The sequence below is a fragment of the Streptomyces sp. CA-251387 genome, assembly GCF_050936625.1.
Classification (GTDB): domain Bacteria; phylum Actinomycetota; class Actinomycetes; order Streptomycetales; family Streptomycetaceae; genus Streptomyces.
Map to the genome: position 1 here is coordinate 5,543,530 of NZ_JBNJMJ010000001.1, position 18,629 is coordinate 5,562,158.

Here is an 18,629-nt window from a genome sequence, read left to right on the forward strand (position 1 = left end):
GAATGTCCTGGGCGGAGCCGATCACCTACCCGCCCGGACTCCGTGCCGTGGTCGCGAACCGCCGGGTGGGGGCCGGTGGTTGCGCCGGATGACCGGTGCCGGGTCGGATCGAGGTTTCCGGAGCTTGTGGGGGGCCGGGACTCCGGCGTCACTCCGCCACGACCCGCCCCGTGACCTCGCCCAGCCCCACCCGGACCCCGTCCGGGCCCGGAGCCCAGGCGGACAGGGTCACCACGTCGCCGTCCTCCAGGAACGTCCGCTTGCCGTCCGGGAGTTCAAGAGGGTCCCGGCCGTTCCACGTCAGCTCCAGCAGCGACCCGCGCTCGCGTTCCGTCGGGCCGCTCACCGTGCCCGAGCCGTACAGGTCGCCGGTGCGCAGGGAGGCGCCGTTCACGGTCATGTGGGCGAGTTGCTGGGCGGCCGTCCAGTACATGGTGGAGAAGGGAGGTTCGGAGACGACGTGGCCGTTGATGGCCACCGAGATGTGGAGGTCGTAGCCGCCGGGTTCGGTTTCGGGGCCGGAGTCGTCGAGGTACGGCAGCAGGGGGTGCGTCCGCTCCGGCGGTGCCACCTGCGCCGCCTCCAAGGCGTCCAGCGGGGTGATCCACGCCGACACCGACGTGGCGAAGGACTTGCCGAGGAACGGGCCGAGCGGGACGTACTCCCAGGCCTGGATGTCGCGTGCCGACCAGTCGTTGAGCAGGCACAGGCCGAAGACGTGGTCGCGGAAGTCGCCCAAGGCGACCGGTGTGCCCATCCGCGACGGTGTGCCGACCACGAAGCCGACCTCGGCCTCGATGTCCAGGCGGACGGACGGGCCGAAGACCGGCGCCGGATCAGTGGGCGCCTTGCGCTGACCGGACGGCCGTACGACATCCGTGCCGGAGACGACGACCGTGCCCGAGCGGCCGTGGTAACCGATCGGCAGGTGCTTCCAGTTGGGGGTGAGGGAGTCCGCCGCGTCGGGGCGGAAGATCTGGCCGACGTTCCGGGCGTGGTTCTCGGAGGCGTAGAAGTCGACGTAGTCCGCGACCTCGAAGGGGAGGTGCAGGGTCACGGAGGACAGCGGATGGAGGAGGTCCGCGATGGCCTCCTGATGCGCCGGGACCGTCACCCACGCCGTCAGGGCGCGCCGTACGTCCGACCAGGTGGTGCGGCCCGCCGCGAGCAGCGGGTTCAGGGAGTCCTGGGCGAGCAGCGGGGCGTACGGCGAGCCGAGCGCGTAGGCCGCCTTGCCGGCGTCGAGGACGTGGTCGCCGAGCCGGACGCCGACCCTGCGCGCGGAGTCCGAGCCGGGGAGGGAGAAGACGCCGTACGGAAGGTTGTGCGCGCCGAAGGGGTCGCCCTCGGGGAGATCGAAGGGGGGCATGGGGTGCTGCCTCACTCTCATCCGCTCCATGTGCCATGTGGTCGGGCCACACGTTACGGCCTCCGAAAAAGATCTTCGGTGTGCCGGTCACAACTGCTTCCTCCGCTCCGTCAGTGCAGTGAAGACGGAAGCACTGACACGGGAGGCACGAATCATGCAGGCACGGATGACCAACCCGGCGTACATCCTCTCCGGCGCGGGGAAGGGGATCGGCACCCTCCTCCAGGCGCTCGGCGAGGGCGGCCTGGCCCTGGAGCTGGCCGAGATCGTCGGGCTGCGCGCCAGTCAGATCAACGGGTGCGGCGCCTGTGTGCACGGCCACGCAGGCAACCTGCGCAAGGCAGGGGTAAGCGAGGAGCGGATCGACGCCGTCTCCGCCTGGCGCGAGGCGCCCTGGTTCACCGACGCCGAGCGGGCCGCGTTGCAGCTGACCGAGGCGATGACGAGGCTCGCGGACCGTTCGCACGAGTCGGTTCCGGACGCGCTGTGGGACGAAGTGGCCGACCACTTCGACGAGAAGGAGCTGTCGGCGCTGATTCTCACCATCGCCGTCATCAACATGTTCAATCGCATCAACACCACCATCAAGGAGCCCGCAGGCACCACGTGGGGGTGAAATCGCCACAAGCGGAAGGAAGTTGGTGAGGGAAAGGACAATGGCGAACAGGGCCGGGGGCAGAACCGGAACCCGGTCCGCAACCGGAACAGGTGTCAACACATGTGAACACAGCAGCCGTCCGGTTCGAGTCGAGTCGATGGGGCGTCCTGTCCGTATTCTCTGATCATGGCCGCACCTATCGCATATTCACTCATCGCCACTGACCTGGACGGGACCCTGCTCCGAGGCGACGACACGCTCTCGGACCGGTCCATCGATGCGCTCGCGCTGGTGGCGGCGGCCGGTGCGCAGCACCTCGTCGTGACGGGGCGCCCCGCGCCCAGAGTGCGGCCGCTCCTCGACGAACTGGGCGGTGGGGGGCTCGCGGTGTGTGGACAGGGCGCGCAGTTGTACGACGCCGGCGCGGACCGTCTGCTGTGGTCCGTCACCCTGGACCGGGAGTTGGCGGAGACCGCGCTCGGCAAGATCGAGGCCGAGGTGGGGCAGGTGTACGCGGCCGTCGACCAGGACGGCGTCGACGGGCTCACGCTCATCGAACCCGGGTACCTGATGCCCCACCCCACTCTGCCCGCCGTACGGGTCCGGCACCGCGACGATCTGTGGTGCGAGCCGATCAGCAAGGTGCTGCTGCGCCATCCCAGCCTCTCGGACGACGAGTTGGCGGCGACGGCGCGCTCGGTGGTCGGCTCCCTGGCCACCGTCACCATGTCGGGGCCCGGAACCGTCGAACTCCAGCCATGCGGCGTCACCAAGGCGACCGGTCTCGCGCTCGCCGCCGAGCATCTCGGCCTCGGGCCGCACGAGACCATCGCCTTCGGGGACATGCCCAACGACATCCCCATGTTCGACTGGGCCGCCCGCGGCGTCGCAATGGCCAACGCCCACCCCGAACTCAAGGCGGTCGCCGACGAGATCACCCTGTCGAACGAGGACGACGGTATCGCCGTCGTCCTCGAGCGACTCTTCGCGGGCAGTATGGCCGATTTCGCCCAGTAAGGAACCTTTGCCCGGCGAGGCTGGTTCTTTGCGTGGTCGGGCTATTGGGCCGGTTGCCGGCCTAGTAGGGGCCGTTCACGTTGTCGATCGAGCCGTACCGCGCGGCCGCGTAGTTGCACGCGGCCACGATGTTCGCGACCGGGTCGAAGGGGTCGTACACCGTCCCGGGCACGTGGTACGTGGCGAAGGTCGGGTCGATGACCTGCAGGAGGCCCTTGGACGGGGTGCCCGCGGCGGCGTTGGAGTCCCAGTTGTTGATGGCGGTGGGGTTGCCGGACGACTCACGCATGACATTGCGGTAAATGCCGTCGTATGACCCGGGAATTCCGTTCTGCGCCATGATGTCCAGCGCGTTGCGGATCCAGCCGTCGAGGTTGTTCGGGAACGTCTTCACGGAAGCCTGGGTGGCGCGGGCCACGGAGGACTTCTTGGCGGGGGCGGACGCCTTGCCGGCCGTCGTGCCGGCCTTCTTCGTCGCCCGGACCTTCAGGTCGAGGCCCGGGTGGATCAACCGGGGGTTGTCGCCGATGGCCTTGCGGTTGTCCTTGTAGAGCTGCCGCCAGCCGCCCTGGGCGTCGTACCTGTCCGCGATCCCGTAGAGCGAGTCGCCCTTCTTCGTGGTGTACGTGACCGACCCGACCTTCGCCGGTGCGGGGGCCTGGGCGGCGGGCTCTGCGGCGCTCGCGGTGGTCGCGCTGAGGAGCGGGAGGGCGAGAGCGGCCGTGCCGGTTCCGGCGGCGACGACGTGTCGGGTGAGCGGGTTGGTGCGGGGGCGGCGGTGCTTGCCTCGGGCCATGGCGCTGTTCCTCTCCGACGCCTGCGAGGTGAGCTGTCGGGTTCGGGCGGGAGATGCCCGGCCACGCCGCCCTGCGGCAGCGCGACTTCACCCCGAGCCGCTCCGGTGCGCCATCAAGGCGGCCGGTTCGGCGACTTACCTGGGTCCCCCGCTCCTGCCGTGCGTGTGTGAGTGCGTCGATGGATGACTCGGGCGGCGGCAGGATTCGGCGTCCGCCCGACTGAGCGGGAACGTATGCGAGAGCACATGCCCGGAACAAGTGCCAAGGTCGTCTGTCGTACCGGTTGACCATGGTCTGGTGTGTATGGGGTGCTTGATCCTTTGCGGTTGCCAAGTCTCAACTTGCGCTTGGGGCAAGGAGGTATGGGGTGTGCCGGGTTGGGGGCGTGGGGGCGGCCGCGTGACTCAACTCACTGGCGTCCACAAGGGCGGCATATCGGGCAATGAGTCCAACTCACCGTTAACCGACTGTCCGTGGAGTCCGTTTCTCCCGTGTCCGATGGAAAAGCACCTCTTCGTCCTGTCCGTGGATCGCCTTGCCAGGAAGTGCCGGGTGGTTCCCGCCGGTTTCAGGGTGAAGGTCGCGCGGTGACGCCTTCGGGTGCCCCAACGCCCCGGTGATGCCGCCCACTTCGAGGCTGAAGTGCCTCGATTGTGCATGTCGACCGCGAAGGGGAACCCGCCGTGCAGTGCGCGTCGTTGTCATGGTGATCGTCCGCGGCGCCGACCGGGATGGCCGTGCCGACCGTGGTGATCGTCTTGAGCGGCTCGGGCGGCTCGGGCGGCTCGGGCGGCTCGGGCGCGAGGGTCGCGGTCTGAGAGGGGTGACGCCGGCGTGCCTGGGTGGCGCCCCGGGAGGGTGAGGGTGCCCGAGGGGCGGAGGTGGAGGTGATGGGTCGGAGTGGCATGTGCATGCCGCCCGAGGTTGCGTCGGGGGGTGAGACATGAGGGTGCGGGGTGAGCGTGTCTCTGGGCCGGTCGGGGGAGGTGCGGGCGTCGCGGGGTGGAGGGCCGTTGCCTGGCTCGATGACGACGCGAGATCGGGGCGTAGGCGGATACTTCCCTATATGTCGATGGATGTCCGGCCTTATCAGGTGATCAAAAACATACCGGTCGTGATCCGATACCGCCCGTGGTGGACGGGTGGGCGGCATCGGTGATCGAAACGTGACCGGATACGCTGACTTGAGTGATGGCAGCGACCTATCGACAAACCGTGTAACCGCCAGTAGACACCAGCAGACAGGAGACCCCTCGTGACCGTCGTCGGGCCGTTCGGGCTGAGCGTGCGGGACCAGGCTCTGGAAGCCGATGTCCAGGCCGGATTGGCGGCTGTCGAGGAGGGATTGCTCGAAGCCACCAAGAGTGAGGTCCCCTTCATCACCGAGGCCGCCCAGCATCTGGTGCGAGCGGGTGGAAAGCGGTTCCGGCCCTTGCTGGTGATGCTCGCCGCCCAGTTCGGGGATCCGTATGCGCCGGGAGTCGTGCCGTCGGCGGTGGTGGTGGAGCTGACCCATCTGGCGACGCTGTACCACGACGACGTGATGGACGAGGCGGCGGTGCGGCGGGGCGTCGAGAGCGCGAACACCCGCTGGGGGAACTCGGTCGCCGTTCTGACCGGGGATTTCCTGTTCGCGCGGGCCTCGCACATCCTCGCCGACCTCGGGCCCGAGGCGGTGCGGGTGCAGGCCGAGGCGTTCGAGCGGCTGGTCACCGGGCAGATCCTGGAGACGGCGGGGCCGCAGGACGGGCGGGACCCTGTGGAGCACTACCTGGATGTGCTGAGCGGGAAGACCGGGTCGCTGGTGGCGGTGTCGTGCCGGTTCGGGGCGATGATGTCGGGCGCCGACGAGACGGTGGTCGATGTGCTGACCCAGTACGGGGAGCGGCTCGGGGTCGCCTTCCAGCTGGCGGATGACGTGCTGGACATCGCGAGTGACTCCCATGAGTCCGGGAAGACGCCGGGGACGGATCTCCGTGAGGGGATTCCGACGCTGCCGGTGCTGCGGTTGCGGGAGCGGGCCGAGCGGTTGGGGCTGGCGGAGGATGTCGCGCTGTGCGAGCTGCTGGACTCCGATCTGAGTGATGATGCGCGGCATGCGGAGGCGTTGGCCGCGTTGCGGGTGCATCCGGCGTTGGAGCAGGCTCGGCGGGACACGGTGCGGTATGCGGAGGATGCGCGGGCTGCGTTGGCGCCGTTGGCGGACCTTGATGCCAAGGCTGCGTTGATGGAGTTGTGCGACGCCGTGGTGCATCGGGCTGGGTAGGTTTTTCGCCCCCGCCGCCCCTACCCGTCCCATCCCCAGGGGCTCTGCCTCTTCGACCCCGGTTTCTGGGGCTGCTCGACCCCGGTTCCTGGGGGCTGCGCCCCCAGACCCCCGCTTCGGCCCTGAAGGGGCCTCGTCCTCACACGCCGGACGGACTGAACGGCGGCCCCAGAGGCCCTCCCCTGAGTGTGACGCGCATCACAAAGCTGGACTGAGTCCAAACTAAGATCGACTCCGTATTCATGCCCAGAAGCTGACGCAGGGGGCGTCGGCTGCACTACGGGGAGAAAACAGAATCATGGGCATGAACGCGACGTTCTCGAAGCGCCGTAAGAGCCTGATCGTCACCGCTGTCGCGGTGGCCGCCGTCGGTGGTGTTGCCGCCGCGGTGATTCCCGCATTCGCCGCCGGAGGCGACCGCGCTGACCACGCGGGCCATTCCGGAGGCGACGCGCAGGGGATCGTGAGTCAGAGTGGGACCGCCAGTGGTGGGGCCGTCAGTGGCGGCACCGGGGGCACCCTCCTCGCCGCAAGCCTTCGCGGGGCGAACGAGGTGCCCGTCCCGGGTGGGCCCGCCGTGGGGGACAAGGACGGAGCCGCCCTGCAGTTCGTGAAGCTCAAGGGCGACAAGGTGTCCGTCGCCGTCACCTGGCGCGGCACCGGCAAACCGACCGCCCTCCACCTCCACCGGGGCGCCAAGGGCACCAACGGCGGCATCAAGGTCGACTTCGGCGGCCTCCTCGGCAAGAGCAAGGGCCACAGCCTCACCGGCAGCGTCACCGTGAAGGACCCCGCCCTCCTCGATGCCCTGAAGACCGACCCGAGTTCGTTCTACGCCAACCTCCACACCGCCGAGTTCCCTGGCGGTGCCGTACGGGGTCAGCTCCACAAGGTCACCGTCGCCGAGTTCGACTTCCGCGACGCGCTCCACAACTTCCAGGCGTCCGTCATCAAGGGCAAGCAGATCTACGAGTGCAAGCCGGCCGAGGGCGGCGGGTACGCCTTCGCCCAGCGGGACGTCAGCGCCGTACTCGGCGGCCGTATCGCGCACTCCTTCGTCGCACCCAACTCCGGTACGCCGCAGTGGATCGCGCGGGACGGCAGCGCGGTGACCGGGTCCGTCATCTCCAGGACCCCGAACGGGGCCGGCAACATCCCCGAGCTCGACCTGAAGGCCACTCAGTCCGGCAAGCATCACGGCCTGCTCGCCGACACCGCCGAGATCCTGCGCCTCAACACCGTCGGCGGCGTCGCCCCGACCGGCTCGTGCAAGCCCGGCGCCATCGTCGGCGTGCCGTACCAGGCGGACTACGTGTTCATCAACGGCTAGCCCACGGAGCCACTCGCAGCCATCGGGAGCCATCCGGGGCCATTCGGCGGCGTCTCCCCGCACCGACCCCTACGGGTCGGGGGAGGCGCCGCCCCCATCTGTCATACCGCAGGTGTACGTGGAGTTGGCTCCGAAGGCTGACGAATCTCCCTGACTTATTTGGTCAGATGGAAACCACGGAAATCACCACTCCTCACCGATTCGGGTGAGAATGGCGGCTCAGGGGTGGACGAGTGCGGGGTCGTAAGACTCGCGGGCGAGCAAAAGAGAAGGACAGCCGCCGCCGACGACGGAGGTAAGGCACACATGGCACCGTACGCATCCGACGACAGTACGACCGCCGCGGAGGGCGACGACCCGCGCGACGACCTGCGCGCGGGACGGCGCAAGGCCGCGCGGTACGTCGTCCCGGTCGCGGTCGTGGGAGTCGCGGCGGCGACCATCGGGCTCGTCCCGGCGATCGCCGACTCCGGCGACCCGGACCTGCCGGAGATCACCGCGCAGCAACTCATCGAGAAGATCGCCCAGTCGGACGTACAGCAGATGTCCGGCACCTTCAAGATCACCACCGATCTGGGCCTGCCCGACCTGGGTGGACTGGAGTCGAGCCTCGCCTCAGGCGCCATGGGGTCGGGGTCGGGTGACGGATCGTCCGCCGATCCCACGGCCAAGCTCACCGAGCTCGCGTCCGGCACGCACACGCTGCGCGTCGCCGCCGACGGCCCGGACCGGCAGAAGCTCTCCCTGCTGGAGAACGCCGCCGAGTACAGCCTCATTCACAACGGCAAGGACGTCTGGGGCTACGACAGCAAGTCGAACGAGGTCTTCCACGGCACCGCCGAGGAGGCGAGGGGCGGGCAGGAGAAGGAAGACGTTCCCGCCACGCCCAAGGACTTCGCCGAGGAGGCGCTCAAGGCGGTCGACGACACCACGTCCGTCACCGTCGACGGCACCGCGCAGGTCGCGGGCCGGGACGCGTACCGGCTGCTCATCAAGCCGAAGCAGTCCGGGACCACGGTCGGCGCCATCACCGTGGCCGTGGACGCCAAGACCGGTATGCCGCTGAAGTTCACGCTGACCCCGTCGAGCGGCGGTGCGGCCGTGGTCGACGCCGGATTCACCCAGGTCAGCTTCGCCAAGCCGGCCGCCTCCACCTTCGACTTCACCCCGCCGAAGGGTGCGAAGGTCACCGAGGAGAGCGAGCTAGACGGAGCGGCTGCGGAGCACGGCTCCGCGAAGTCCGAGGACGAACTCCGCAAGGAGCTCGACAAGGAACTCGGCGGCCTGAAGTCCGGGGACGAGCACGGCAAGGCGCGCGAGGGCGGTCCCGAGGTCATCGGCGAGGGCTGGAACTCCGTGGCCGTCTTCGACACCGGCGGCGAGGGCGTGCCCTCCGGCGCCGAGGCCGGCGGCGACCTGGGCGGCTTCCTCGACTCCCTGGGCGACAAGGTCAGCGGCAAGTTCGGCTCGGGCACGGTCTTCAAGACCCGCCTGATCAACGCCCTGGTCACGGACGACGGCAAGGTCTACGTGGGCGCGGTCGACAAGGACGCGCTCGTGAAGGCGGCCAACTCGGCGAAGTGACCGGCCCGGAGCCGACCGGCGTACACGCACCATGAACCGAGGAGCCTGAGGAGCGTATGGAGGAACTGCCCGCCGCGGACACCGCCGAGGCCGATCACGCCGGTCCCTCCGGTCACGCCGGTCGGGCTGCTCAGACGGATCATGGTCAACAGGCCGACCCAGCGGAGCAGACTGCTCAGCCGGAGCAGGTTGCTCAGCCCGAGCCGGGCTCCCGGGCTGAGCAAGGCTCTCGGGTCGGCCGGGTCGATCAGACGGGCCGGACGGGCCAGACCGGCCAGGTCGGCAACGGCGGCACGGTGATCGCCACCCGCGCGCTCACCAAGCGCTACCGCGGCGGGCAGCTCGCCGTGGACGGTCTCGATGTGACCGTCCCGGCGGGCAGCGTCTTCGGCTTCCTCGGGCCGAACGGCTCCGGCAAGACCACCACCATCCGCATGCTGATGGGCCTCATCGCGCCCACCTCAGGTACCGCGCACGTCCTCGGGCAGCCCATGCCTCGGGCCGCGCGCGCCGTACTGCCGCACGTCGGCGCGCTCATCGAGGGGCCCGCCCTGTACGGGTTCCTCTCCGGGCGCGACAACCTCATCCGCTACGACGCCGCCGACCCGACCGCCGATCCGCGCACCCGGCGTGCCCGCGTCGCGGCCGCGCTGGACCGGGTGGGCCTGACGGCCGCCGCGGGCAAGAAGGCGAAGGCGTACTCGCTAGGGATGAAGCAGCGACTGGGGCTCGCGGCCGCGCTGCTCCAGCCGCGCAGGCTCCTCGTCCTCGACGAGCCGACCAACGGCCTCGACCCGCAGGGCATGCGCGAGATCCGTTCCCTGATCAGGGAGTTGGCCTCCGACGGCACGACCGTCTTCCTCTCCTCGCACCTCCTCGACGAGATCGAGCAGGTGTGCACGCACGCTGCGGTGATGGCGCAGGGCCGGCTGATCACCCAGGGCGCGGTGGCGGATCTGGCGGCCGGGATGCGCGGCCGGCTCGTCGTGACCACGCCCGACCCCTCGGACGCGGCCCGGGTGCTGAAGGAGCAGGGCGCGGGTGACATCGTCATCGCCGACGACCGGGTGACCGCGGAACCTCCTGATCGTGATCTCGCCGACGTCAACGCGGCGTTGGTGACAGCCGGGGTCCGCGTCCGCGGCTTTGGTGTCGAACGGGCCTCCCTGGAGGATGCGTTCGTGGCGCTCACGGGAGAGGGGTTCGATGTCGCAGGTTGAGGCGTCCCAGGGTGAGGCGTCGCAGGTTGAGGCGTCGCAGAGTGCGGCGCAGGTCGAAGCAACCCGTGGACGCGGTCCGTCGACCCGTAAGCCGAACCCGTTGTGGACCTTCGGCCTCCTCCGCAGCGAACTGATCACCACGTTCCGACGCTGGCGCACTCTCGCGCTGCTCGGCGTCCTGGCCGCCGTACCGATCCTGGTCGGGATCGCCGTGAAGATCGAGACCGGCGACGGTTCGTCGGCGGGGGGCGGTGGCCCGCAAGGCGGCGGTCCGGCCTTCATCTCCCAGATCACCAACAACGGTCTCTTCCTGGTCTTCACCGCGCTGGCCGCGACGCTCCCGTTCTTCCTGCCGATGGCGATCGGCGTCATAGCGGGCGACGCGATAGCGGGCGAGGCGAACGCGGGCACCCTCCGCTATCTCCTCGTCGCCCCCGCCGGCCGCACCCGACTGCTGCTCACCAAGTACGCGACCACGATGGCCTTCTGCCTGGTGGCCACCCTCGTGGTCGCGGCCTCGGCCCTAACGGTCGGAGCGCTGCTCTTTCCGCTCGGCGACCTGACGACCATCTCCGGCACCCGGATCAGCTTCGCCGAAGGCCTCGGCCGCGCCCTGCTGATCGCGCTGGTCGTCGCCGCGTCGCTGATCGGGGTCGCGGCCCTCGGCCTGTTCGTCTCGACGCTGACCAACAGCGGCATCGCGGCGATGGCGACGACGGTCGGCCTGCTGATCACCGTCCAGATCCTCGACCAGATCCCCCAGCTCCACGCGATACAGCCGTACCTCTTCTCCCACTACTGGCTGTCCTTCGCCGACCTCATGCGCGAACCCGTCTACTGGGACGACCTGGTCAAGAACCTGGGCATACAAGCCCTCTACGCGGCGGTATTCGGCTCGGCGGCGTGGGCGAGGTTCACGGCGAAGGACGTCACGGCCTAGGTTCTCGGGACCGCTTCCGACCAGCGGGTCGGTGACCTGCCGTTCCCCAGGGCCCGATATGCCTCTCGGCCACCCCTGCCACGCCGAGCAGCAGCGATTCCGCTCCGTGGGCCGCCACCAGCTGGAGCCCGACCGGGCAGCCGTCGGGGCCGAAGCCCGCCGGAATGCTGATCGCCGGATGCCCGCTCAGGTTGAACGCCCAGGTCAGCGAGGTGGAGTACCGGTCGCCGGGGCCTTCGTGGCCGTGCGGCGGGATGGGGGCGGTCGGGGTCAGCAGCAGCTCCGCGCGGGCGAAGAGGGCGTCCAGGCGGCTGTCGTTCGCGGCCCTGATGCGGTGGGCGGGGCCGGGGTCGGCGCCCGGGGTCCGCAGGGCGAGCCAGGCGGGGGCGGGGTCGTCGAGGCGGAGGGGGACGGCGGGGCGTACGAGCCGTATCGCGCCGGCTGCCGCCAGTCGTACGGCGGCGGAGTGGGCGACGGCGACGACGTCCGGGTCGGGTGAGTCGAAGCCGAGGTCGGGGGACCATACGGCGGTTGGGGTGGCGTACTCGCTGGGTGTCGTGGAGGCCGAACCGGGTGCCGCCGAGTCCACGCCGGGTGTTGCCGAGGCCGTGCTGGATGTTGCCGAGGCCGTGCTGGACGTGGCCGAAGCCGCGCTGGATGTTGCCGCAGCCGCGCCGGGTGTCGTCGCAGCCGCACTGGGTGTCGCCGCAGCCGAACCGCCCGCCCGCGGCTCGCCACGTCCGCCCGGCACCCCATCGGCACTCGGCCCGCACCCCGGCGCCGCTCCCCGGTACGCCCCCGACATGACGCCCCAGTAAGCCCCCACGTCCCCCACGCACCGCGCCAGCACCCCCGGCGCCATGAGTCCCGTACGGTCGGCCGACGGCAACCGCCCGTTGCTCACCTTCAGCCCGACGACCCCGCACCACGCCGCCGGAATCCGTACCGACCCGGCCCCGTCGCTCCCGGTGGCGAGCGGCACCAGCCCAGCCGCCACCGCCGCCGCGGAACCGGCCGAGGAGCCGCCCGGCGTACGGTCGTGCCGCCACGGGTTGACCGTACGGCCGTACCGGCCAAGCCCCCAGGTCTGCCAGGGAGTTCCCGGCCCAGGAACGGATGTCGCCCCCACTGCCACACACCCCGCCGCGAGCAGCGGGCCCGCGGTGCGCAGACCGTGCCGCCCCTTGACCCCGATCGGCACGCCCGCCAACGGCAGCCGCTCACCCGCGCCCACTCGGGCATCCACCTCGCGGGCCCGCTCAAGGGCCTCCTCGTCCCACACCTCGATGAAGGCGCACAGGACGGGATCGGCGCGCCGGATCCGTTCGAGCGCGGCCGCGACGACGTCGACGGCGCGGAGGGTCTGCGCGCGCACGGCCGAGGCGATCTCTTGGGCTGACAGGGGGGCAGGGGTGCGGCCGGGATCAGTACTGGAGCCGGAGCCGGAGCCGGAGCCGGAGGCAGGGTCAGGGTCGGAGCCGGGATCAAGATGGGGGCCGGGACCGGAGTCGGGGCTGGGGCGGGCATCGGGGCGGCCGTGGCCGGAGCCGGGACCGGGCGCGGTCGTCATGGGCTGTTTCTCAGCGCCCCCGTCCCGTCAGCCGCGTCAACGCATCGGTCTCCCGAGGCGGCTGTCCGCTCAGGTCGCCGAGCCGCCACGCGGGGACCCACGGCACCCGGTACACGTCGATGACCGACTCGATCACCTTGACGCGTTCGACGAGCGGCCGCGGAAGCCGCCCCGGCGCGTCCGCGACCAGGACCACGGCATCGAGGTCGAGCCCGTGCGGAGCCTCCCCGCGCCGGAAGACCTCGACGGCACCCAGGGCGGCGGCCAGCCCGGACGCATGGGTGCGGGCGACGAGCAGCACCGACGGCGGATCGGCGGGCCCGGGCCAGTTGTGTCCGCAGTCGTGGCCGCCGTAGACCGCGGCGAGCGTGGAGACGCCGGCCCCGCCGTGCGTGCCGACCCAGGAGAAGCGCCGGGGCGCGCCGGCGGCGGGGGAGGGCGGCGGCTCCTCGGGAAGGGCCACCGGACCGCGGATCCAGATCTCGGGACCGGACTCCGGCCGTCGGCCCTGTTGCACGTGCATGTCCGTGCGCATGCCCGCACACCTCCCTCGTCACGCCACCGATCTTCGCGTCAGGCATGAGAACGCTGTGACGTGGCACAAGCTCCTGGAACGAGTCTGTGACGCCACGGTGACGTCGGCGCCGCGCGCGGCCGGAGAGACTCGACAGTACATGTACGACGTGTCCGAATCACGGGTCCGGCCAGTACGGCCGGACCCGTGACGCCGCCGGGGCGGGCGGACCGCGGGAGGGAGCACCATGGGACCCGAACGCGCTGTCCGCGCACTCCCCGACGCCTGCCAGTGAGGGAAGCGATGTCTCGACTCAGCCGTGCGATGAAGCGGGAACAGAAGCGCGCCGCGGCCTCGGCGGCCCCCGCGGCCGCGCCGATCGACGTGCGCGTCCCTGCCGTCGGTAGCGGCGCGGGCGGCGCGTCGATCGGTGGCGTACCCGTCAGTGCGGCCGCCGGTGAGGAGATCCAGCACGCCGTCCTGACCCACCTCCAGCGCATCGCCCTCGCCGCCGGCCACCCCGTGCACGCCACGGTCCACGACGAGCGCATCGGATACGTCGTCCCGCTGCGGGTGGACGCGGACGGCTCCAGCCGGTTCACCGCGGAGCCCCTACGGACGGCTCCGCCGGGGGAGCAGGCGGTGCCGGGAGAGGCCGTACGACTTCCCGCGGACCCGTCGCCCACCTCGGACGAGGCGCCGTACCGGGACAAACCCACGCATGTCCTACGGCCCCTGCCGGGCCCGGAGCAGGACGCCTCGCCCACCTTCCGGCTGCGCGCCCTGCCCGAGCCGGTGCAGGACGCCGTGCCCGGCACGGTCGCGCCGCCCCTGGGGGAGTTCGGCCCACCGCCCTCCATGGAGCCGAGGCCGCTGCCGGGCGCCGTACCGGAAGCCGACGTACCGCAAAGCGCCGTACCGCACCCCGACGTGCGGCAAAGCAACATGCAGCAAGCCGACGCACCACGAACCGTCGACCCCGTCCTCGTCCCGAACGTCGGCCCCGACCCCGACCCGGACCCCAAACCCACCCCGCCCCGAGGCTTCGACGCCGTGGCCGAAGCCGTGCTCGGGGACGCGCCGCCCGCCGGTACCGCCGATGCCTCCCCCTTCGCGGGGCCGCTGACCCGGATCAACGAGGCCGTGAAGGCGGGGCGGACGGTGGAGGCGGCGGAGCTCGCGGAGCGGACCGTGGCGGAGGCGTCCGCGGTGCTCGGTCTGGAGCACGCCGAGGTGCTGCGGATGCGTGAACTCGCCGCGTACATCGCCTACTTGACGGGGGAACCGGTGCACGCCTTCCGTCTCTCGCTGGACGTGGCCCGCACGCACCACCGCATCGGGGATGCGGAGGCGGCGTACGGCAGCCTCCAGAGCGCGGCCACGGCCTGGCGGGCCGTACGGGATCCGGCGCTGGGGCTCGACCTGGGCCGGGAGCTGCTCGGCCTGTGGACCGAGCTCACGGCGGAGGGCGGTCCGGCCGCCGACGACGTCGAGGAGCTGGAGTCGGCCCGCGCACGCATGGACCGCCTCGCCGCCCGAGCCGCCAAGTCGGCCGAACCGCCCAGGGACTGAGTCGGGGAATCAGCAGGTCAGGGGATCACTCCGACAGCTCCCACACCGCGTACGCCACGGCGTCACTGTTGCGGTTGAGGGCGGTGTCGTTGATGTTGGACGTGGTGTCGCAGGACGAGTGGTAGCAGCGGTCGAAGGCCTGCCCCGACGTACCGCCCCACTTGGCCACCTGAGCCGCGGTCTTCGTCCGGCTCGCCCCCGTGAACAGCCCGCCCACCGGCACGCCCGCGCTCTTGAACGGCGCGTGGTCGGAGCGGCCGTCGCCCTCGGTCTCGATCTCGGTCGGGACGCCGAGGCCGACGAAGTAGTCCTTGAAGGTCTTCTCGATCGCGGGGTCGTCGTCGTAGACGAAGTAGCCGGGGTTGGGCGAGCCGATCATGTCGAAGTTCAGATAGCCGCTGATCTTCGCGCGGTTGGCGGCGGAGAGGTTGTTGACGTAGTAGCGGGAGCCGACGAGGCCCAGCTCCTCCGCGCCCCACCAGGCGAACCGCAGATGCTTGGTGGGCTGGTAGCCGGCCCGCGACACGGCGAGCGCGGTCTCCAGGACCGCGGCCGAGCCGGAGCCGTTGTCGTTGATGCCGGCGCCGGAGGAGACGCTGTCGAGGTGCGAGCCGGCCATGACGACCTGGTTGGTGTCGCCGCCGGGCCAGTCGGCGATCAGGTTGTAGCCGGTACGGCCCGAGGACGTGAACTGCTGGACGGTCGTGGTGTATCCGGCGGCGTCCAGCTTGGCCTTCACATAGTCGAGGGAGGCCTTGTAGCCGGGGCGGCCGTGGGCTCGGTTGCCGCCGTTGGCGGTGGCGATGGACTGCAGCTGGGTGAGGTGGGCCTTCACGCTCGCCACGGGTATGTCGGGTGCGGCGGCGGCCTCGACCTCGGCCTCGGTTGCCGCGCCGGCTATGGATCCGCCGGCCAGAAGCGTGGCGGTCGCGACTGCGGCGGCCGCCGACGCGCGCCAGGAGACGGGGAGCTTCATGTGGGGGGCTCCGGATTCCAGGGGGATCCCCGAGGGGTGACCACAGGGGATCCACAGTGAATGGGGTGCCTGGATGGTGGAGCTGTGCCTGACTCTCCGTCAAGGGCCGTAAGTGGACAGTGAGTTCAGATGGGGAGAAACCCAGGAAGGACCTAGGGAAAACCCTGTGTGCCTGCCTTACTGCACGCAGAACTCGTTCCCCTCCGGATCCGTCATCACCACCCACTCCCCGCCCGGCTCCTTCACCCGCCGCAGCACACTCGCCCCCAGCCCCTCCAGCCGCTCGACCTCGGCCTCGCGCTTCCTGGCCGCCGCGTGCAGATCGAGATGGAGCCGGTTCTTGACGGTCTTCGCCTCCGGCACCCGCTGGAACAGCAGCCGCCGCCCCAGCCCCGTCCCGCTCTCCTGGTCGTACGGGTCGTCCGGATGCCGTACGGCCACCAGGTCCCGGAAGGCGAGCCGGGCGTGAAACTCGACGACGGCCTCGCGCGGCAGCGCGCCGAGCTCCAGGAGCCGCTCGATGAGGGCGCTGTTGTCCTCGACCTCGTAGTGCAGCGCGGCGGCCCAGAAGTCGGCCTGGGACTGGGGGTTGGCGCAGTCGATGACGAGCTTCCAGTGGAGGGGGGTGGGTGTGGTGCCGGTGTCGGGTGCCTGTGTCATGCGACCACTCATATGGGGTGGGGGAGCGGGCCGCAACGGTGAATCGCCGGTCGGTCGCACTTGGCCCGTCCGGCGTTTGAGGACGAGGCCCTTTCGGGGCCGAAGTGGGGGGGCCGGGGAGGGCAGCCCCCGGATCAGACGTCCACTGCGGCGGACGTCGCCTTCTCTACCCGCGGCACCTTGATCTCGGCGGCCCGCAAGCGCCGCGCCGCGCGCCACGCGTCCGCCGTCAGCAGCGTCAACGCCAGCCACACCAGCGCGAACCCGGCCCACCTCTCGGCCGGCATCGCCTCATGGAAGTACAGGACACCGAGCAGGAACTGGAAGACCGGCGCCAGGTACTGCAACAGCCCCAGCGTCGACAGCGGCACGCGTATCGCGGCCGCGCCGAAGCAGACGAGTGGCAGGGCGGTGACGACGCCGGTGGCCGCGAGCAGTGCCGCATGCCCGGGTCCTTCCGACGCGAACGTCGACTGCCCGTGCGCTGTCAGCCACACCAGATACGCCACGGCGGGCAGGAACTGGATCGCCGTCTCCGCGGCCAGCGACTCGACCCCGCCGAGATTGACCTTCTTCTTCACGAACCCGTACGTGGCGAACGAGAAGGCGAGGACGAGGGAGATCCACGGCGGCCGGCCGTACCCGACGGTCAGCACCACCACCGCCGCACCGCCGACCCCGACCGCCACCCACTGCACGGGCCGCAGCCGCTCCTTGAGGAGCAGGACGCCCATCGCGATGGTGACGAGCGGGTTGATGAAGTACCCGAGCGAGGCCTCCACCACATGGCCCGAGTTCACGGACCAGATGTAGACGCCCCAGTTGACGGTGATGACGCCCGCGGCCACGGCGACGAGCGCCAGTCGCCGCGGCTGCCGTATCAATGCACCCGCCCAGGCCCAGCGGCGTACGACGATCAGCGCGACCGCCACGAACACGAGGGACCAGGCCATCCGGTGAGCGAGGATCTCGACCGCCCCGGCGGGCTTCAGCAGGGGCCAGAACAGGGGAACGAGCCCCCACATCCCGTACGCCGCGAAGCCGTTCAGCAGTCCTATTCGCCGCTCGCCCTTGGACGTCCCGGTCACGGCCCCTCCTTTGCACCACACCTGGCCGCGCTCATACGGCGGCCCGCACGAAGGTAACGCCGAATGCCCCCGCCTGTCATGCCCGTATCGCCATACGGTCATGACAGGCGGGGTGAGCATCCAAGGCGCGCTGGGGGGAGTGAGCCCTTGGGGCTGCCGGGGCGGGCGGCTTGCGGAAACCCCGGCGGAACTCAGCCCTTGACCGCGGCCGCGATCGCGTCGGCGAGCGGGGTGGTCGGGCGGCCGGCCAGGCGGGACAGATCCCCACTGTCGACGACCAGCTCGCCCTTCTCGACGGAGGCGTCCACACCGGCCAGGATCGCGGCGAGCGGCTCGGGCACCCCGGCGCCGGCCAGGATGCCGGTGTAGGCCTCGGCAGAGACGGCGTTGTTGGCGATCTCCTTGCCGGTCTGCCGGCTCAGCTCGGCGGCGTACTCGGCGAAGCTCCAGGCGACGTCGCCGCCCAGCTCGTACGTCTGGTTCTCGTGCCCCTCGCCGGTCAGTACGGCGACGGCGGCGGCCGCGTAGTCGGCGCGGGAGGCGGAGGAGACGCGGCCCTCGCCGGCGGCGTGGGTGACCGCGTTGTACTGCAGGACCGGGGCGAGGTTCTCGGTGTAGTTCTCGTGGTACCAGCCGTTGCGCAGCAGCGTGTACGGGAGGCCGGACTCCAGGAGCACCTTCTCCGTGGCCCGGTGGTCATCGGCGAGGGCGGCCGTCAGGCTGCCGGGGGCGCTGGTGTACGCGAGCAGGGCGACGCCGGCGGTCTTGGCGGCGTCGATGACGACCTGGTGCTGGCCGACGCGGCCCTTGTCGAACTCGTTGCCGGATATGAGCAGCACCTTGTCGCCGGCCGCGAACAGTCCGTCGAAGGTCTCGGGGGCGTTGTAGTCGGCGACGGCGATCTTCACGCCGCGCTCGGCGAGGCCGGCGGCCTTCTCGGGGGTGCGGACGACGGCGGTGACCTGGTCGGCCGGAACCTTCTTCAGCAGCTGCTCCACGACGTGGCGACCCAGGTGTCCGGTGGCTCCGGTGACGACGATGCTCATGATGTGTGACTCCTTGTGGGGTGCGTTGGGCACTAACCCTAGGAGTGGCGCTAACTCTGCGAAAGTACCCACTTTGAAGTAA

General features: G+C 70.6%; 16 protein-coding genes and 1 riboswitch. Of the genes, 8 read left to right on the plus strand and 8 right to left on the minus strand.

The genetic code is table 11. The annotated features are described in order from the left end of the window. Positions 1–148 precede the first annotated feature (148 nt). A complete protein-coding gene (gene fahA, locus ACQEV2_RS24890) occupies positions 149–1,369 on the minus strand; it encodes a fumarylacetoacetase (protein ID WP_433054747.1) in 1,221 nt (406 codons plus the stop codon). A gap of 154 nt (positions 1,370–1,523) precedes the next feature. On the opposite strand from fahA, the gene ACQEV2_RS24895 reads away from it, so the two are divergent. Further along, a complete protein-coding gene (locus tag ACQEV2_RS24895) occupies positions 1,524–1,985 on the plus strand; it encodes a carboxymuconolactone decarboxylase family protein (protein ID WP_433045549.1) in 462 nt (153 codons plus the stop codon). Positions 1,986–2,153: 168 nt separating this feature from the next. Beyond that, on the plus strand, positions 2,154–2,984 hold the full coding sequence (locus tag ACQEV2_RS24900; RefSeq protein WP_433045552.1) for an HAD family hydrolase: 831 nt from the start codon (positions 2,154–2,156) through the stop codon (positions 2,982–2,984). 61 nt (positions 2,985–3,045) lie between these two features. Here the strand turns inward: ACQEV2_RS24900 and ACQEV2_RS24905 are convergent, their stop codons facing one another. Next, a complete protein-coding gene (locus tag ACQEV2_RS24905) occupies positions 3,046–3,780 on the minus strand; it encodes a LysM peptidoglycan-binding domain-containing protein (RefSeq protein ID WP_433045555.1) in 735 nt (244 codons plus the stop codon). Positions 3,781–3,785: 5 nt separating this feature from the next. Then, positions 3,786–3,969, minus strand: a riboswitch (cyclic di-AMP (ydaO/yuaA leader). Positions 3,970–5,036: 1,067 nt separating this feature from the next. Here ACQEV2_RS24905 and ACQEV2_RS24910 point away from each other — a divergent pair. The 5 genes from ACQEV2_RS24910 (at position 5,037) to ACQEV2_RS24930 (ending at position 11,121) form a co-directional block, all read left to right on the plus strand. Beyond that, a complete protein-coding gene (locus ACQEV2_RS24910; protein WP_433045558.1) occupies positions 5,037–6,047 on the plus strand; it encodes a polyprenyl synthetase family protein in 1,011 nt (336 codons plus the stop codon). 304 nt (positions 6,048–6,351) lie between these two features. Then, positions 6,352–7,377, plus strand: a complete 1,026-nt coding sequence (locus ACQEV2_RS24915; RefSeq protein WP_433045561.1) for a CHRD domain-containing protein — start codon at positions 6,352–6,354, stop codon at positions 7,375–7,377. A gap of 306 nt (positions 7,378–7,683) precedes the next feature. Continuing rightward, complete coding sequence (locus ACQEV2_RS24920) at positions 7,684–8,961, plus strand: LolA family protein (RefSeq protein ID WP_433045564.1); 1,278 nt, start codon at positions 7,684–7,686, stop codon at positions 8,959–8,961. 56 nt (positions 8,962–9,017) lie between these two features. Then, the gene (locus ACQEV2_RS24925; RefSeq protein WP_433045567.1) at positions 9,018–10,181 is read left to right on the plus strand and encodes an ABC transporter ATP-binding protein; all 1,164 of its coding nucleotides are present in this window, start codon (positions 9,018–9,020) and stop codon (positions 10,179–10,181) included. Beyond that, positions 10,168–11,121 (plus strand): ABC transporter permease, encoded by a 954-nt coding sequence (locus ACQEV2_RS24930; protein ID WP_433045570.1) that lies wholly within the window; start codon positions 10,168–10,170, stop codon positions 11,119–11,121. Before ACQEV2_RS24925 ends, ACQEV2_RS24930 begins: the two co-directional genes overlap by 14 nt. Here ACQEV2_RS24930 and ACQEV2_RS24935 read toward each other — a convergent pair. Both ACQEV2_RS24935 and ACQEV2_RS24940 read right to left on the minus strand, forming a co-directional pair. Next, entirely contained in the window at positions 11,111–12,691 is a 1,581-nt protein-coding gene (locus ACQEV2_RS24935; RefSeq protein ID WP_433045573.1) for an amidase family protein, read from the minus strand. The genes ACQEV2_RS24930 and ACQEV2_RS24935 overlap by 11 nt on opposite strands. Before the next feature lie 10 nt (positions 12,692–12,701). Continuing rightward, positions 12,702–13,226: a DUF6668 family protein gene (locus ACQEV2_RS24940; RefSeq protein WP_433045576.1), complete on the minus strand. Its 525-nt coding sequence runs from the start codon at positions 13,224–13,226 to the stop codon at positions 12,702–12,704. Positions 13,227–13,508: 282 nt separating this feature from the next. On the opposite strand from ACQEV2_RS24940, the gene ACQEV2_RS24945 reads away from it, so the two are divergent. Beyond that, complete coding sequence (locus ACQEV2_RS24945; protein ID WP_433045579.1) at positions 13,509–14,777, plus strand: tetratricopeptide repeat protein; 1,269 nt, start codon at positions 13,509–13,511, stop codon at positions 14,775–14,777. Between the two features lie 25 nt (positions 14,778–14,802). Here ACQEV2_RS24945 and ACQEV2_RS24950 read toward each other — a convergent pair whose 3' ends face one another. The 4 genes from ACQEV2_RS24950 to ACQEV2_RS24965 form a co-directional block, all read right to left on the minus strand. Beyond that, complete coding sequence (locus tag ACQEV2_RS24950; protein WP_433045582.1) at positions 14,803–15,753, minus strand: M28 family metallopeptidase; 951 nt, start codon at positions 15,751–15,753, stop codon at positions 14,803–14,805. 177 nt (positions 15,754–15,930) lie between these two features. After that, entirely contained in the window at positions 15,931–16,413 is a 483-nt protein-coding gene (locus tag ACQEV2_RS24955) for a VOC family protein (RefSeq protein WP_433045585.1), read from the minus strand. A gap of 134 nt (positions 16,414–16,547) precedes the next feature. Then, positions 16,548–17,501: an EamA family transporter RarD gene (rarD, locus tag ACQEV2_RS24960; RefSeq protein WP_433045588.1), complete on the minus strand. Its 954-nt coding sequence runs from the start codon at positions 17,499–17,501 to the stop codon at positions 16,548–16,550. Positions 17,502–17,692: 191 nt separating this feature from the next. Continuing rightward, positions 17,693–18,547 carry an SDR family oxidoreductase gene (locus tag ACQEV2_RS24965; protein WP_433045591.1) on the minus strand — a complete coding sequence of 285 codons (855 nt, stop codon included), beginning with the start codon at positions 18,545–18,547 and terminating at the stop codon, positions 17,693–17,695. Positions 18,548–18,629: the final 82 nt, after the last annotated feature.